Source organism: Streptomyces sp. NPDC002057, from assembly GCF_040296665.1.
Taxonomy (GTDB): Bacteria; Actinomycetota; Actinomycetes; order Streptomycetales; family Streptomycetaceae; genus Streptomyces.
This window is the reverse complement of the sequence record NZ_JBEOXR010000040.1, coordinates 12,001-26,588: the sequence shown is the minus strand read 5'-3', so window position 1 is coordinate 26,588 and position 14,588 is coordinate 12,001. Positions and strand designations below refer to the sequence as shown.

Below are 14,588 nucleotides of genomic sequence, written 5' to 3'. Positions count from 1 at the left end.
CCGGCCGGCATCCGCACGAGGGGGAGACCGTCATGTCCACCGTCATGTCCAGCAAGGCAGCCGTCGTCGCACTGACCGCCCTCGCCCCGATCTCCTGGGGTTCCACCTACTTCGTCACCACGGAGTTCCTGCCGCCCGACCGGCCGCTCTTCACCGGCCTGATGCGCGCCCTGCCCGCCGGACTCCTGCTCCTGGCGCTCACCCGCAAGCTCCCGCGGGGCGCCTGGTGGTGGAAGTCCGCGGTCCTCGGGGCCCTCAACATCGGCGCCTTCTTCCCGCTGCTCTTCCTCGCCGCCTACCGGCTCCCCGGCGGAGTCGCCGCCGTCGTCGGCTCCGTCGGCCCGCTCTTCGTCGTCGGACTCGCCGCCCTCTTCCTGGGCGACAGGCCGACGGTGAGGTCCCTGGTCACCGCCGTCGCCGCCGCCCTCGGCGTCAGCCTCGTGGTCCTCAAGGCGGGGGCCGCGCTCGACCTCGTCGGGGTGATGGCCGGACTGCTCTCCGCCCTCTCCATGTCGGCGGGCGTCGTCTTCACCAAGCGCTGGGGCCGCCCCGAGGGCGTCGGCGCCCTCGCGCTCACCGGGTGGCAGCTCACCGCCGGCGGTCTGGTCATCCTGCCGATCGCCCTCCTGGTCGAGGGTGCGCCGCCCGCCCTGACCGGCACCCACCTGGCCGGCTACGCCTACCTCGCCCTCGGCAACACCGCGATCTCCTACTTCCTCTGGTTCCGCGGCATCGAGCGGCTCGGTGCCTCCTCGGCCACCCTCCTCGGTCCGCTCTCGCCGCTCACCGCCGCGGTCATCGGCTGGGTGGCGCTCGGTCAGGCGCTCGGCCCGGTACAGGTGCTCGGCATGGTGATCGCCTTCGGCGCCACCCTGGCGGGGCAGCTGGGACCCCGTACCCCGAAGGTCTCCACCACCGTCCCGGAGTCCGCTGAACCGTTCAGTTCCACTGAAAAGAACGGTCAGGAAGTTTCGATGGACCTGGAGGTTTCGGGAGTGCGACGGTAGGCGGCATGAGCCTGATCACCGCCCGCCACCCGACCCCCGCCGAAGCCACCGCCGACTCCGAGACCTCCGCCGACCCCGAAGCCGCCACCGCCTCCGAAGTCCCCGCCGAAGCCACCGCCACGGAAGTCCCCACCGAAGCCACCGAGAGGCCGGTGCCCGCGAGGAAGCTCGCGCGAGGCGCCGGCCTCGGCGTTCTCCTCGCCCTCCTCGCGACCGTCGTCTGGTCCGGCAGCTTCGTCGCCACCCGGGACATGGCCGACACGGTCCCCCCGGTCCAGGCCGTCTTCTGGCGGTGGATCATCGCGCTGGCCGCCGTCGCCCCGTTCGCCGTCCGGCCGTTCCTGCGGCAGTGGAGGACGATCCGCCGCCACCTCGGCTTCGTCGCCCTCGCCTCGCTGTTCGGCGTCGCCCTCTACAACACCCTCGTGCACCAGGCCGGACTGACCACCTCCGCCTCCGACATGGGGATGATCATGGCTGCCTCCCCGGTGCTGATGGCGCTCTACGCCCGGCTCGGCGGCGAACGCCTCGGCACCCGGCGCGTCCTCGGGATGCTGATCGCCGCGCTCGGCGTGCTGCTGCTCGTCGGAAAGGGCTCGCTCACCCTCGACCTCTCCGCCGGCGACCTGTGGATGTTCGCCGCGGCCCTCTCCTTCGCCTCGTACAGCGCCCTGCTCAAGCGGAAGCCCGCCGGGATCGACGGACTCGCCTTCCTCTTCACCACCTTCCTGCTCGGCGCCCTGATGCTCGCCCCCGCCTACGCCGTCTCCCTCGCCGTCCAGGGCGGGTTCACCGTCGGCGCCGCGACCGCCGGCCCGCTGCTCTACGTCGGCGTCCTCTCCTCCGCCGTCGCCTTCTTCGCCTGGAACAGGGCGATCGCCCTCATCGGCGCGGCGCGCGCGGGCGTCGTCTACTACCTCCAGCCCGTCTGCGTCGCCCTCCTGTCGTACGCGTTCCTCGGCGAACGGCTCGGCGTCCTCGGGGCCGCCTGCATGGCGCTCGTCCTCGGCGGAGTGGCGCTGAGCTCGGCCCGGTAGGTTGCGCCCCATGACCGAGTGGGACATCAAGAAGCTCCAGATCCTCCGCACCCTCCGTGACCGCGGCACCGTCACCGCGACCGCGGAGGCCCTGCTCATGACCCCCTCGGCCGTCTCGCAGCAGCTCACCAACCTCGCCAAGCAGCTCGGCGTGCGGCTCCTGGAGGCCCAGGGCCGCCGGGTCCGGCTCACCGACGCCGCCCATCTGGTGCTGCGCCACGCGGAGGTCGTCTTCGCCCAGCTGGAGCGGGCCGACGCCGAACTCGACGGATACCTGCGGGGCGAGGCGGGGCAGGTGCGGGTGGCCGCGTTCTCGACGGCCGTGCCCGCCCTCGTCGTGCCCGCCGTACGGCAGTTGAGGAGCGCGCACCCCGGGCTCGACCTCCGCGTCCGGGAGGCCGAGGCGGCGGAGGCGTACGAGCTGCTCACCGCCGGCGAGGTCGATCTGGCGCTCTCGCTCGCCGCCCACGCCCCCTCCGCGCGCGACCCCAAGTTCAGCCGGGTGCCGCTGCTCGCCGACCCGCTCGACGTCGCTCTGCCCGCCGGGCACCCGCGCGCCGACGCGCCCGGTCTGCGGCTCGCCGACCTCGCGGCCGAGCCCTGGATCTTCGGCGGCTCCGGGCCCTGGTCCGAGATCACCACCGCCGCCTGCGAGGCCGCGGGGTTCGTGCCCGAACAGGCCCACAGCGCCTCCGGCTGGACCGCGATCCTCGCCATGGTCGAGGCCGGGATGGGGATCGCGCTCGTCCCCCGGATGGCCTCCGCCGAACGCCGGGGCGGCGCCGGGGTCGTCATGCGCGTCCTCGCCGCCGACCAGCCGCGCCGCCATGTCGTCGCGGCGGTACGGCGGGGGGCGGAGGAGGGCCCGGCGGTGGCCCGGGTTCTCGCGGCCCTGCGCCAGGCGGCGACGGCCCGGGAGACCCTTCAGCAGGCCTGAGCCCCGACCTTTCCGCCCCGCCCCCGGACCTTTCAGCAGGTCTGAACGTACCTGTCGAAAACATTCGATGGACCCGGGCCTCAGGCGGAGGGAGGCTCGTCCCATGAGCAGCCTCGACGCGCACCAGGACCCGCACGCCAACGACGCCGCCCCCTACTCCGGCGGTGACCCGTACGCCGACTACCGCACGGGCGACTTCCCCTTCACCGAACTCGTCGACCTCGCCGACCGCCGCCTCGGCGCGGGGGTCGTCGCGGCGAACGACGAGTTCTTCGCCGAGCGGGAGAACCTCCTCGTCCGCGAGCGCGCCGTCTTCGACCCGGAGCACTTCGGCCACAAGGGCAAGATCATGGACGGCTGGGAGACCCGCCGCCGTCGTGGCGCCGACGCCGAGAACGTCTTCCCCGCGCCCGAGGACCACGACTGGGCGATCGTCCGGCTCGGCGCTCCCGGTGTGATCCGCGGGATCGTCGTCGACACCGCGCACTTCCGCGGCAACTACCCGCAGCGGGTGAGCGTCCAGGCCACCTCCGTGGAGGGGTCCCCCGGCCCCGCGGAGCTGCTCGACGCGAAGTGGGAGGAACTCGTCCCGCCGACCCCCGTCCGGGGCCACGCCGCCAACGGCTTCACGATCACCGCCGAGCGCCGCTGGACCCACGTCCGGGTCTGCCAGCACCCCGACGGCGGCATCGCCCGCCTCCGCGTCCACGGCGAGGTCGTCCCCGACCCCGAGTGGCTGGACCTGCTGGGCACCCTCGACCTGATCTCCGTACTCAACGGCGGTTCGTACGAGGACGCCTCGGACCGCTTCTACTCCTCGCCGACCCAGATCATCCTGCCCGGCACCTCCCGCAAGATGGACGACGGCTGGGAGAACCGCCGCCGCCGGGTGCGCGGCACCAACGACTGGGTGCGCTTCCGGCTCGCCGCGCAGGGCGCCGTCCGCGCCGTCGAGATCGACACCGCCTACCTCAAGGGCAACTCGGCCGGCTGGATCGCCCTCCAGGGCCGTAACGGAGAGACGGGGGAGTGGTTCGAGATCATCCCCCGGACCAGGCTCCAGCCCGACACCCTCCACCGCTTCAAGCTGCCCGCCCGGGCCGTCGTCACCCACGTCCGCCTCGACGCCTTCCCGGACGGCGGCGTCGCCCGGATGCGGCTGCACGGGGCGCTGACGGAGCAGGGCGCGGCCGACCTGCGCGCCCGGTTCACGGCGCTCGGCGGCTGACACGCCTCCGCCCGGCGGAGCGGCAGCGCGCCGACGCCCGCCCGCCGGGCGGACCTCACACAGGAGAAGGGGCGCCCCCACGGGGGAGGGCGCCCCTTCTCGCGCACCGGCTGCCGCCGGACTACTTCGCGGCGGCCGCGTCCGCCGCCTGGGCCCGCAGCGCGCGCTCCACGCCCGCGCGGCACTCGGTCACCAGACGCCGCAGCGCCGGCGCCGGGTCGTGCTCGGTGATCCACGCGTCCGTCGCGTCCAGGGTCGCCCGCGAGACCTGGAGCGTCGGGTAGAGGCCGACCACGATCTGCTGGATCATCTCGTGGCTGCGGGTCTCCGAGACGCCCTTGATCGCGGCGAAGTACTTCGCCGTGTACGGGGCGAGCAGCTCGCGCTGGTCGGACTGGACGAAGCCGCCGATGACGGACTCCTGCACGGCGTTCGCCAGCTTGTCGTCCTCGACGACGGAGGCCCAGGCCTCCGCCTTCGCCGTCTCCGACGGGCGGGCCGCACGGGCGGTCGCCGCGTGGCGCTCGCCCGCCGCCGTGCGGTCGCGCTCCAGCTCGCCGGCGATCTCCGTCTCGTCGTAGACGCCGGTCGCCGCGAGCCGCTGCACGAACGCCCAGCGCAGCTCGGTGTCGACCGCCAGACCCTCGACGGTCTCGCGGCCCTCCAGGAGGGCGGCGAGCAGGTCCAGCTGCTGCGGGGTGCGGGCGGTCGCCGCGAAGGCGCGGGCCCACGCCAGCTGGTGGTCGCCGGCCGGCTCGGCCGCCTGCAGGTGCGCGAGCGTCGCCTCGGTCCAGCGGGTCAGGCCGGCCTCGCGCCACTCGGGCGCCGCGTACAGGTCGAGGGCCGCCTTGACCTGGCCCTGGAGCGACTGGACGACGCCGATGTCGGTCTCCTTGCCGACGCCGGAGAGCACGAGCTCCAGGTAGTCACGGGTGGCCAGCTCGCCGTCGCGGGTCATGTCCCAGGCCGAGGCCCAGCTCAGGGCGCGCGGCAGCGACTCGGCGAAGTCGCCGAGGTGCGCGGTGACGTTCTTCAGGGACACCTCGTCGAGGCGGACCTTGGCGTACGACAGGTCGTCGTCGTTGAGGAGGACCACGGCCGGGCGGGCCTTGCCGACGAGCTGCGGTACGGCGGTCAGCCCCTCGGCGGCGATGTCGAGTTCGAGGCGCTCGGTGCGGACCAGCTTGCCGGCCTCGTCGAGGTCGTAGAAGCCGATGGCGATCCGGTGCGGGCGCAGGACGGCCTCGCCCTTGGCGCCGGCGGGCAGCGCCGGGGCCTCCTGCCTGACCGCGAAGGCGGTGATGGCGCCGTTCTCGTCGGTCTCGATCTCCGGGCGGAGGATGTTGATGCCGGCCGTCTCCAGCCACGCCTTCGACCAGGTCTTGAGGTCGCGCCCGGAGGTCTCCTCCAGGGCGCCGAGGAGGTCGGAGAGGCGGGTGTTGCCGAAGGCGTGCGCCTGGAAGTAGGCCTGGACGCCCTTGAAGAACTCGTCCTGGCCGACGTAGGCGACGAGCTGCTTGAGGACGCTCGCGCCCTTGGCGTACGTGATCCCGTCGAAGTTGACGAGCACGTCCTCCAGGTCGTTGATCTCGGCCATGATCGGGTGCGTGGACGGCAGCTGGTCCTGGCGGTAGGCCCAGGTCTTCTCCGCGTTGGCGAAGGTCGTCCAGGCGTTGGGCCAGCGGGTGCCCGCCACCGAGGCCTGGCAGGCGACGGAGGTGTAGGTGGCGAACGACTCGTTCAGCCACAGGTCGTTCCACCACTCCATGGTCACGAGGTCGCCGAACCACATGTGGGCGAGCTCGTGCAGGATCGTCTCGGCGCGCCGCTCGTACGCCGCGTCCGTCACCTTCGAGCGGAAGACGTACTGGTCGCGGATGGTGACCGCGCCCGCGTTCTCCATCGCGCCCGCGTTGAACTCGGGCACGAAGAGCTGGTCGTACTTGGCGAACGGGTAGTCGTACGCGAACTTCTCCTGGAACCAGTCGAAGCCCTGGCGGGTCACGTCGAAGATGTGGTCCGCGTCGAGGAACTCGGCGAGCGACGGACGGCAGTAGATGCCCAGCGGCACCGTCTGCCCGTCCTTCTCGTACGTCGAGTGCACCGCGTGGTACGGGCCGACGATCAGCGCGGTGATGTACGTGGAGATCCGCGGGGTCGGCTCGAAGACCCAGAGGTCGTCCTTGGGCTCCGGGGTCGGCGAGTTCGAGATGACCTTCCAGCCGGCCGGGGCCTTCACGGTGAACTGGAAGGTCGCCTTCAGGTCGGGCTGCTCGAACGAGGCGAAGACCCGCCGCGCGTCCGGCACCTCGAACTGGGTGTACAGATAGGCCTGGTCGTCGACCGGGTCGACGAAGCGGTGCAGACCCTCACCGGTGTTGGTGTACGCGCAGTCGGCGACGACCTTGAGCTCGTTGCGGCCCTCCTGCAGATGGCGCAGGGCGATCCGGGAGTCCCGGAAGACGGCGCCGATCTCCAGGGCGTGGCCGTTGAGGACGACCTCGTGGACGGCGGGCGCGACGAGGTCGATGAAGGTCGAGGCACCGGCCTCGGCGGAATCGAAGCGGACGGTGGTGACGGACCGGTAGGTGCCGCCCTCCTGCGCACCGGAGAGGTCGAGTTCGACCTCGTACGCGTCCACGGTCAGCAGCGCCGCCCGCTGCTGAGCCTCTTCACGGGTCAGGTTCGTGCCAGGCACCCGGTCAACTCCTCGGTTTCGTGACGTTTGGCCCATCCTTCCACGGGGCGCCTCGGCGGCGCACCGGACATTTCCACGGCGGCGGACCGGGTCGCGGCACGCGTGAGGGGCGGCCACCCCGGTGGGTGGCCGCCCCTCGCGCGTACGGTGCGGATCAGCCCTTGAGCTCGGCCGCGACCAGCTCCGCGATCTGCACGGCGTTGAGCGCCGCGCCCTTGCGCAGGTTGTCGTTGGAGAGGAAGAGCGCCAGACCGTTGTCGACCGTCTCGTCCACGCGGATGCGGCCGACGTACGAGGCGTCCTTGCCGGCCGCCTGGAGCGGGGTCGGGATCTCGGAGAGCACGACGCCCTCGGCGTCCTTCAGGAGCTCGTAGGCGCGCTCGACGCTGATCGGGCGCTCGAAGCGGACGTTGACCTGGAGGGAGTGGCCGGAGAAGACCGGGACGCGCACGCAGGTTCCGGAGACCTTGAGCTCCGGGATCTCCAGGATCTTGCGGGACTCGTTGCGGAGCTTCTGCTCCTCGTCGGTCTCGAAGGAGCCGTCGTCGACGATCGAGCCGGCCAGCGGGACCACGTTGAACGCGATCGGGCGCTGGTAGACGGTGGGCTCGGGGAACGCGACGGCCTCGCCGTCGAACGCCAGCTGGTCGGCGGTCTCGGCCACGGCGCACGCCTGGGTGCGCAGCTCGGCGACGCCGGCCACGCCCGAGCCGGAGACGGCCTGGTAGGTGGTGGCGATCAGCGCGGTGAGGCCGGCCTCCTGGTGGAGGGGCTTGAGGACCGGCATGGCGGCCATCGTGGTGCAGTTCGGGTTGGCGATGATGCCCTTGGGGCGGTCCTTGATCGCGTGCGCGTTGACCTCGGAGACGATCAGCGGGACCTCGGGGTCGCGGCGCCAGGCGGAGGAGTTGTCGATCACGACGGCGCCCTGGGCGGCGACCTTCTCGGCGAGGGCCTTGGAGGTGGCGCCACCGGCGGAGAAGAGCACGATGTCCAGGCCGGTGTAGTCGGCGGTGGAGGCGTCCTCGACCGTGACCCCGTCCACGACGGTGCCGGCGGAGCGGGCGGAGGCGAAGAGCCGCAGCTCGTCGACCGGGAAGTTCCGCTCGGCCAGGATCTTCCGCATGACTGTGCCGACCTGACCGGTGGCTCCGACGATTCCGACCTTCACGGGGACTCCTCCGTACGTATGTGCAGGTTGCTGCCGGTCCATGATGCGTATGTCCCGGGTCGCCTTGTCCAATCCATTGTCCAAGGGTCGGGACGGGTGCGGGGCTCTTCCCCGGCTCCGCCGCCCGGCTCCGCCCCTCAGCCCTCCTTCGTGCGGGCGTAGTGGCGCGAGGCCTTGGCGCGGTTGCCGCAGACCGCCATCGAGCACCAGCGGCGGGTGCCGTTCCGCGAGGTGTCGAAGAAGTGCAGGACGCACGCCTCGTGGGCGCAGGCCCGGATGCGGTCGGGGGCGCCGCGCAGCAGGTCGAGGTAGTCGCGGGCGGCGGTCCAGCCCGGGCCCCGGGCGGGGTCGTCGAACTCGGGCCGTTCGCCGGGGCCTTCGGCGGTGAGCGTGGCCCGGATGCGGCCGTGGTCGAGGACGGCGTCGACCCGCGCGGTGGCGGCGGGGTCGCCGGGGTGGTCGACGAGCGCGGCCAGCGCGTCCCGGGCGGTGAGCGTGTGGCGCAGGGTGGCGGCGTCGGCGGTGAACCGGTCGTCCAGGCCGTTGGCGGCGAGCCAGACCGCGAGGCCCTCGACCCCGGAGAGCAGGTCCCGGCGGACGCCCTCCTCGTTCCAGCGGGTGTTGAGGAGGTCCAGGGAGACGGGCTCGCCGGTGAGCGGTCGTGGGTCGATGGCGGTCATGGCGGGAGCCCTCCTCGATGAACTAACCCCTCAAGGGTACGTGAGCGGTTGACGCTCCTCGCGTCTAACCTCTAAAGTCGTATTAAGAGGTTAGCCCGAGGGGGCCGGCCACGCCAGGAGGACCGCCATGACCGCCATCGGCACGCTCACCACCCACCACGTCGGCCTGAACGTCACCGACCTCGACCGCTCGCTCACCTTCTACGGGGACGTCCTCGGCTTCGAGACCCTCGGCCGGGGCGCCGAGGGGGAGAGCCGCTTCGCCTTCCTCGGCCGGGACGGCCGCCTGGTCCTCACCCTCTGGCAACAGGCCGACACCGCGTACGCCCCCGGCCGCGCCGGCCTCCACCACCTCGCCTTCGAGGCGGAGTCCCTCGACCACGTCCGCGCCGCCGAGGCCGCGCTCACCGCGCGCGGCGCCACCTTCGCCCACGAGGGCGTGGTGGCCCACCACGAGGGCGCGGCCTCCGGCGGCATCTTCTTCCACGACCCGGACGGCACCCGCCTGGAGATCTCGGTCCCGAAGGGCGCGGAGGGCGCGGAAGCCCCCTCGGGCTCGGCTCCGACCTGCGGTTTCTTCTAAGGAGGACCCGATGACCACCGTCCCCGCCTACCACGACGGCTCCCTCGCCGTGCAGGCGCACCTCGGCGTCCAGGAGCTCGCCGCCCACGTCGGCCGCTCCATCACCCCCGGCATCCGCCCCGTCGCCGCCGCCTTCCTGGAGGCCCAGCCGATGCTGATGATCGGCGCGGCGGACCGCGCCGGCGGCGTCTGGGCCGGCCTCCTCACGGGCCCGCCCGGCTTCACCCGCGCCACCGGCCCGCACACCGTCTCCGTCGCCGGCGGCATCCCGGCCCACGACCCGCTCGCCGACGCGATCACCCCCGCCGGCACACCCGTCGGCACCCTCGCCCTCGACCCCCGCACCCGCCGCCGCATGCGCCTCAACGGCATCGCCCGGCCCAGCGCGCGCGGGTTCACGATCGAGGCCGAACAGGTCTTCTCGAACTGCCCGAAGTACCTCCAGAAGCGGGAGTGGTACGGCTCCGACGCCGCCCGCCCCGAGACCGGTGCCGTGCGGCACGGCGAGGCGCTCGCCCCCGACCAGGTGCGCCGCGTCCGTGCCGCCGACACCTTCTTCGTGGCCACCGCCGCCCCCGACGGCGTCGACACCAGCCATCGCGGCGGCAACCCCGGCTTCGTCCGGGTCGACACGCCCCGGGAGCTCAGCTGGCGCGACTACCCCGGCAACGCCATGTTCCTGACCCTGGGGAACCTGGAGGCGGACGGCCGCGCGGGCCTGCTGTTCCTGGACTGGGAGACCGGGACGACGCTCCAGCTGAGCGGCCTCGCCCACACCGAGTACGGCCCCGACGGGCGCGTCACCCGCTTCCGCGTCGAGCGCGTCGTCGAGACCCCGGCGGGGAGCCCCCTGCGCTGGTCGCCCCCGGAGTACTCCCCGTCCAACCCGCCCGCCGACACCCCGTGACCACCGCCCCGCGTACTGGCTCTAACCTCGGCTCATGAAGCAGGAGTTGAGGGTGGCGGCCTACGCCGTGTGCGTACGGGACGGGGAGGTGCTCCTCGCCCGCTGGGTGGCGGGCGACGGCACCAGGCGGTGGACCCTGCCGGGCGGCGGCATGGAACACGGGGAGGAACCCGTACAGACCGTGGTCCGCGAGGTGGAGGAGGAGACGGGCTACCTCACCGAACCCACCGCCCTCCTCGGAATCGACTCCATCCGCCGCGCCCGGCTGCGCCGCCTCGCGGGTCCCGGAGACTTCCAGGGGCTGCGGATCATCTACGAGGTCCAGGTCACCGGCGGTGCGCTCCGCAACGAGACCGGGGGCTCCACGGACCTCGCCGCCTGGCATCCGCTCGACGCCGTCCCCGGCCTGGCCCGCGTCGAACTCGTCGACATCGGCCTCGACCTCTGGCGCGAACGGCCCCCGGTGGGCCGCTCCCGGCTCGCCGATCCGTCGAACGGCTGAGAACCGCTCGACCGGCACCCCGGCGGGTCACCGGGGCAGGACGGCGACGTACGCGGCGGGCTGCCGGTCGGGCGCGGCCATCAGGGCCGTACGCACCACGGTGGCCTGCTGGTCCATCGCCTCGCGCAGCTTGCGCGGGGTCAGGTGGACGACCGTGATGCCGAGCCGCTCCAGGTGCTCGCGCTTGCGGGTGTACTCGGACCACACCGCGTCGTCCTCCTGCCGGGGAGCCCGGGTGTCCAGCTCGACGGCGACCGCCTGGTCCGGCCAGTAGGCGTCCACCCCGCCCAGGTGCGGGCCGCCCGGCAGCCGCAGGTCCACGTTCCACAGCGGGTCCGGCAGGCCGAACGCCCGCACCATCTCGTACAGCCGCTCCTCGGAGAGCGACCGCCCCTCGGCGAGCAGCGTGTCCACCGCGTCCACCACGTGCGGCCGGGTGAGCAGCCGTGCGCGGCTCAACTCCCGCACCACCGCACCCGGTTCGCAGTGCCCGCCGCGCACCGCCTCGGTGAGCAGCCGGCGTACGGTCTCCGCGTCCGAGAGCCCGGACACCGCGTCGGCGACGGCGCGGGCGACCGGGGCGACCGGCACACCCGTCAGCGCGACGGGCTCGGGGGACTCGGGGGCGCGCACCACCCGCACCCAGCCGGTCGAGCGCAGCCGCCGGGTGCGCGGGACCAGGACGTCGATCCGCTCCAGGGAGGTGAGCGGGGGAGCGGAGGCGAAGCGGTGCAGGTTCAGCGCGGCGAGCCCGGTGATCATCGCGTCGGGCCCCTGGGTGGGGAGGGCCGCGGTCCTGCGGGCGTAGAGCAGCGCGGCGTGCAGCCGGTCCTCGCTGGTGGGCGGCCCCGGCTGGAGCAGGAAGACGCCGGGCAGCAGCTGCTGCCAGCCGCCGGGCCGGCAGCGCGCGGCGACCTCGCCGGCCGGGATGCCCCGGGCCCTCAACTGGTCCGCGGACGCGAGGCGTTCCGTGCCACCGGTGCGGGAGGCGAGGGGGAGGGGGCGGGGGGTGATGGGGGTGTTGTGGTTCATGCCGGGGGTCTTCCGCTCCCGAAGGCTCCCCTAACCCCTGTTACACGCTCGTCGACATTTGGGGACAAGCTCGCCCTAAAGTACGCGCGTTCGACTGCCGATGAGGGGCGCGTCCACCGGGGCCGGAACGCCCGAAGGGGGCCGCGGGCCGAAGCCCGCGACCCCCTTCTCCGTCGGGTGCGGCGTCACGCCGCCAGGCGGTCGCACGCCTGCGCGCGCAGGGCCCGCGCCAGGTCGTCCCGTGCCTCCAGGACCAGGCGGCGCAGCGCCGGCGCCGCCGCCTCGTGCGCCGAGAGCCAGGCGTCCGTCGCGGTCAGCGTCGCCTCGTCGTCCTGGAGCCCCGGGAAGAGACCCTTGACCACGTCGATGCCGATCTGGATCGACCGCTCGTCCCACAGCCGCTCGATCGCCGCGAAGTACTTCTCCGCGTACGGGGCGATCAGTGCGCGCTGCGAGGGCTGGACGAAGCCCGCGATGGTCGCCTCGACCAGCGCGTTCGACAGGGTGTCCGCCTCGACGACCTGCGCCCAGGACTGCGCCTTGACCGCGGCCGAGGGGCGCGAGGCGAGCAGGCGGACCTGGTGGCGCTTGCCCGTCGCCGTGTCGTCCCGGGCCAGCTCCTCGCCGATCCGGGCCTCGTCCGCGCGGCCGTGCACGGCCAGCGGGGAGAGCAGCGCCCAGCGCAGCTCCTGGTCGACGTCGAGGCCGTCGATCTTCGCCGTACCGTCGAGCAGCCCCGCGAGGAGCTGGAGGTCGGCGTCGGTGGAGGAGGTCGCGGCGAGGAACCGCGCCCAGGTCAGCTGGTGCTCGCTGCCCGGCTCGGCCACCCGCAGCTCGCGCAGGCCCGCTTCGGCGAGCAGTCGCCCGCCCTCCTCGCGCCACTCGGGGGCCGCGTAGAGGGTGACGGCCGACTTCGTCCAGGCGTGCACCATCTGGAGGACGCCGATGTCGGTCTCGCGGCCCGCGAAGGCGAGCGCCACGGAGACGAAGTCCCGGGCGGGCATCAGCCCGTCACGGGTCAGGTTCCACAGCGCGGACCAGCACAGGGCGCGGGCGAGGGGGTCGGTGATGTCGCCGAGGTGCGCGCGCAGCGTGGCGAGCGAGCCCTCGTCGAAGCGGATCTTGCAGTAGGTGAGGTCGTCGTCGTTGACGAGGACCAGGTCGGGCCTCTCCTCGCCCGCCAGGTCGGCGACGACGGTCCGGGCTCCGGTGAGGTCGGCCTCGGCCCGCGCGTACCGGGTCAGCGCACCGTCCGGCGTCAGCCGGTAGAGGCCCACGGCGGCCCGGTGCGGACGGAGCTCGCCGCCCTCCTGGACGACGGCCAGCTCGGTGATCCGGCCCGCCGCGTCGTAGGTGACGGCCGGCGTCAGGGTGTTGACGCCGGAGGTCTGGAGCCAGGACTTCGCCCAGGACCTCATGTCGCGGCCCGAGGTCTCCTCCAGGATGGTGAGGAGGTCGGCGAGCCGGGTGTTCCCGTAGGCGTGGCGCTTGAAGTAGCGGCGCGCGCCCTCCAGGAACGCGTCCCGGCCCGCGTACGCGACGAGCTGCTTGAGGACCGACGCGCCCTTGGCGTAGGTGATGCCGTCGAAGTTGAGCTTGGCGTCCTCCAGGTCACGGATGTCGGCCGTGATCGGGTGGGTGGACGGCAGCTGGTCGGCGCGGTACGCCCAGGCCTTGCGGTTGTTGGCGAAGGTCACCCAGCTGTTGGTGAAGCGGGTGGCCTCGGCGTTCGCGAACGAGCCCATGAAGTCCGCGAAGGACTCCTTCAGCCAGAGGTCGTCCCACCACACCATGGTGACGAGGTCGCCGAACCACATGTGCGCCATCTCGTGGAGGATGACGTTGGCCCGGCTCTCGTACGCGGCCTGGGTGACCTTGCCCCGGTAGATGTACTCCTCGCGGAAGGTCACCAGGCCCGGGTTCTCCATCGCGCCGAGGTTGTACTCGGGGACGAAGGCCTGGTCGTACTTCCCGAAGGGGTACGGGTAGTCGAAGTTGTCGTGGAAGAAGTCGAGGCCCTGCTTGGTGATCAGGAAGACGTCGTCCGCGTCGAAGTGCTTCGCGAGCCCCTTGCGGCACATCGCGCCGAGCGGGATCTCCAGCTCGGTCCCGTCGGGCAGCGCGCGCGTGTACGAGTCCGTGACGTAGTGGTACGGGCCGGCCACGACGCAGGTGATGTACGTGGAGATCGGCGCCGTCTCCGCGAACCGCCACACGCCCTCGGCGTCCTGCTCCCCGGCGCCGTTCGACCAGACCGTCCAGCCCTCGGGCGCGGTCACGGAGAAGAGGTGCGGGGCCTTCAGGTCGGGCTGCTCGAAGGTGGCGTACACGCGGCGGGCGTCGGCCGGCTCGTACTGCGTGTAGAGGTAGACCTCGCCGTCCTCCGGGTCGACGAAGCGGTGCATGCCCTCGCCGGTCCGGCTGTAGGCGCACCGGGCGTCGACCACCAGCGTGTTCTCGTCGGCGAGGCCGTCGAGCGCGATCCGCGCGCCGTCGAAGACGACGGCCGGGTCCAGGGAGCGCCCGTTGAGGGTGACCGCGTCCACGGACGGGGCGATCAGGTCGACGAACGTGCTCGTGCCCCCGCCGGTGCGGCGGAAGCGGATCGTCGTCTCCGAGCGGAAGGTGCGCACCGCCTCGTCGGAGTCGCCGACCGCCGACCGCAGGTCGAGGACGACCTCGTACCCGTCGACGGACAGCAGCGCTGCCCGCTCGTGGGCCTCGTCGCGGGACAGATTCTCACCGGGCACGGTCACTCCTTCGTGGCGCGTTCGAAACAGCACCGATCCTCCCATGTGCGGCTGTC

Annotated in this window: 12 protein-coding genes; 7 read left to right on the top strand and 5 right to left on the bottom strand. The window is 72.9% G+C overall.

Annotated features, from left to right (window positions below; translation table 11 throughout):
• The first annotated feature begins 44 nt into the window (after positions 1 to 44).
• From ABT129_RS26555 to alc, 4 genes are all read left to right on the top strand, one after another.
• A complete protein-coding gene (locus ABT129_RS26555; protein ID WP_351906611.1) occupies positions 45 to 1,007 on the top strand; it encodes an EamA family transporter in 963 nt (320 codons plus the stop codon).
• 5 nt (positions 1,008 to 1,012) lie between these two features.
• Positions 1,013 to 2,044, top strand: coding sequence for a DMT family transporter (locus ABT129_RS26550; protein ID WP_351906514.1), 1,032 nt, complete (start codon positions 1,013 to 1,015; stop codon positions 2,042 to 2,044).
• A gap of 10 nt (positions 2,045 to 2,054) precedes the next feature.
• On the top strand, positions 2,055 to 2,981 hold the full coding sequence (locus ABT129_RS26545) for a LysR family transcriptional regulator (protein WP_351906511.1): 927 nt from the start codon (positions 2,055 to 2,057) through the stop codon (positions 2,979 to 2,981).
• 103 nt (positions 2,982 to 3,084) lie between these two features.
• Positions 3,085 to 4,209, top strand: coding sequence for an allantoicase (alc, locus tag ABT129_RS26540; protein WP_351906508.1), 1,125 nt, complete (start codon positions 3,085 to 3,087; stop codon positions 4,207 to 4,209).
• 121 nt (positions 4,210 to 4,330) lie between these two features.
• On the opposite strand, the gene pepN (ABT129_RS26535) is transcribed toward alc, so the two are convergent.
• The 3 genes from pepN (ABT129_RS26535) to ABT129_RS26525 all read right to left on the bottom strand — a co-directional run bounded on the left by pepN (ABT129_RS26535) (position 4,331) and on the right by ABT129_RS26525 (position 8,758).
• A complete protein-coding gene (pepN, locus tag ABT129_RS26535) occupies positions 4,331 to 6,907 on the bottom strand; it encodes an aminopeptidase N (RefSeq protein WP_351906505.1) in 2,577 nt (858 codons plus the stop codon).
• Between the two features lie 154 nt (positions 6,908 to 7,061).
• The gene (locus ABT129_RS26530; protein ID WP_351906502.1) at positions 7,062 to 8,078 is read right to left on the bottom strand and encodes an aspartate-semialdehyde dehydrogenase; all 1,017 of its coding nucleotides are present in this window, start codon (positions 8,076 to 8,078) and stop codon (positions 7,062 to 7,064) included.
• Positions 8,079 to 8,215: 137 nt separating this feature from the next.
• A complete protein-coding gene (locus ABT129_RS26525; RefSeq protein WP_351906499.1) occupies positions 8,216 to 8,758 on the bottom strand; it encodes a CGNR zinc finger domain-containing protein in 543 nt (180 codons plus the stop codon).
• A gap of 127 nt (positions 8,759 to 8,885) precedes the next feature.
• On the opposite strand from ABT129_RS26525, the gene ABT129_RS26520 reads away from it, so the two are divergent.
• From ABT129_RS26520 to ABT129_RS26510, 3 genes are read left to right on the top strand one after another with little or no spacing between them, the layout of a single operon-like run.
• The gene (locus ABT129_RS26520; RefSeq protein WP_351906496.1) at positions 8,886 to 9,341 is read left to right on the top strand and encodes a VOC family protein; all 456 of its coding nucleotides are present in this window, start codon (positions 8,886 to 8,888) and stop codon (positions 9,339 to 9,341) included.
• Between the two features lie 10 nt (positions 9,342 to 9,351).
• Positions 9,352 to 10,248, top strand: a complete 897-nt coding sequence (locus tag ABT129_RS26515; RefSeq protein ID WP_351906493.1) for a pyridoxamine 5'-phosphate oxidase family protein — start codon at positions 9,352 to 9,354, stop codon at positions 10,246 to 10,248.
• Positions 10,249 to 10,282: 34 nt separating this feature from the next.
• Positions 10,283 to 10,750: an NUDIX hydrolase gene (locus ABT129_RS26510; protein WP_351906490.1), complete on the top strand. Its 468-nt coding sequence runs from the start codon at positions 10,283 to 10,285 to the stop codon at positions 10,748 to 10,750.
• 27 nt (positions 10,751 to 10,777) lie between these two features.
• Here the strand turns inward: ABT129_RS26510 and ABT129_RS26505 are convergent, their stop codons facing one another.
• Both ABT129_RS26505 and pepN (ABT129_RS26500) read right to left on the bottom strand, forming a co-directional pair.
• A complete protein-coding gene (locus ABT129_RS26505) occupies positions 10,778 to 11,782 on the bottom strand; it encodes a hypothetical protein (RefSeq protein WP_351906487.1) in 1,005 nt (334 codons plus the stop codon).
• Between the two features lie 185 nt (positions 11,783 to 11,967).
• Positions 11,968 to 14,532 carry an aminopeptidase N gene (pepN, locus tag ABT129_RS26500; protein WP_351906484.1) on the bottom strand — a complete coding sequence of 855 codons (2,565 nt, stop codon included), beginning with the start codon at positions 14,530 to 14,532 and terminating at the stop codon, positions 11,968 to 11,970.
• Positions 14,533 to 14,588: the final 56 nt, after the last annotated feature.

Bases quoted from the DNA above. Each gene is read 5' to 3' on its own strand.
- ABT129_RS26555 (WP_351906611.1), top strand. From the start codon at position 45: ATGTCCAGCAAGGCAGCCGTCGTCGCACTGACCGCCCTCGCCCCGATC.
- ABT129_RS26550 (WP_351906514.1), top strand. From the start codon at position 1,013: ATGAGCCTGATCACCGCCCGCCACCCGACCCCCGCCGAAGCCACCGCC.
- ABT129_RS26545 (WP_351906511.1), top strand. From the start codon at position 2,055: ATGACCGAGTGGGACATCAAGAAGCTCCAGATCCTCCGCACCCTCCGT.
- alc (WP_351906508.1), top strand. From the start codon at position 3,085: ATGAGCAGCCTCGACGCGCACCAGGACCCGCACGCCAACGACGCCGCC.
- ABT129_RS26525 (WP_351906499.1), bottom strand. From the start codon at position 8,758: ATGACCGCCATCGACCCACGACCGCTCACCGGCGAGCCCGTCTCCCTG.
- ABT129_RS26520 (WP_351906496.1), top strand. From the start codon at position 8,886: ATGACCGCCATCGGCACGCTCACCACCCACCACGTCGGCCTGAACGTC.
- ABT129_RS26515 (WP_351906493.1), top strand. From the start codon at position 9,352: ATGACCACCGTCCCCGCCTACCACGACGGCTCCCTCGCCGTGCAGGCG.
- ABT129_RS26510 (WP_351906490.1), top strand. From the start codon at position 10,283: ATGAAGCAGGAGTTGAGGGTGGCGGCCTACGCCGTGTGCGTACGGGAC.
- ABT129_RS26505 (WP_351906487.1), bottom strand. From the start codon at position 11,782: ATGAACCACAACACCCCCATCACCCCCCGCCCCCTCCCCCTCGCCTCC.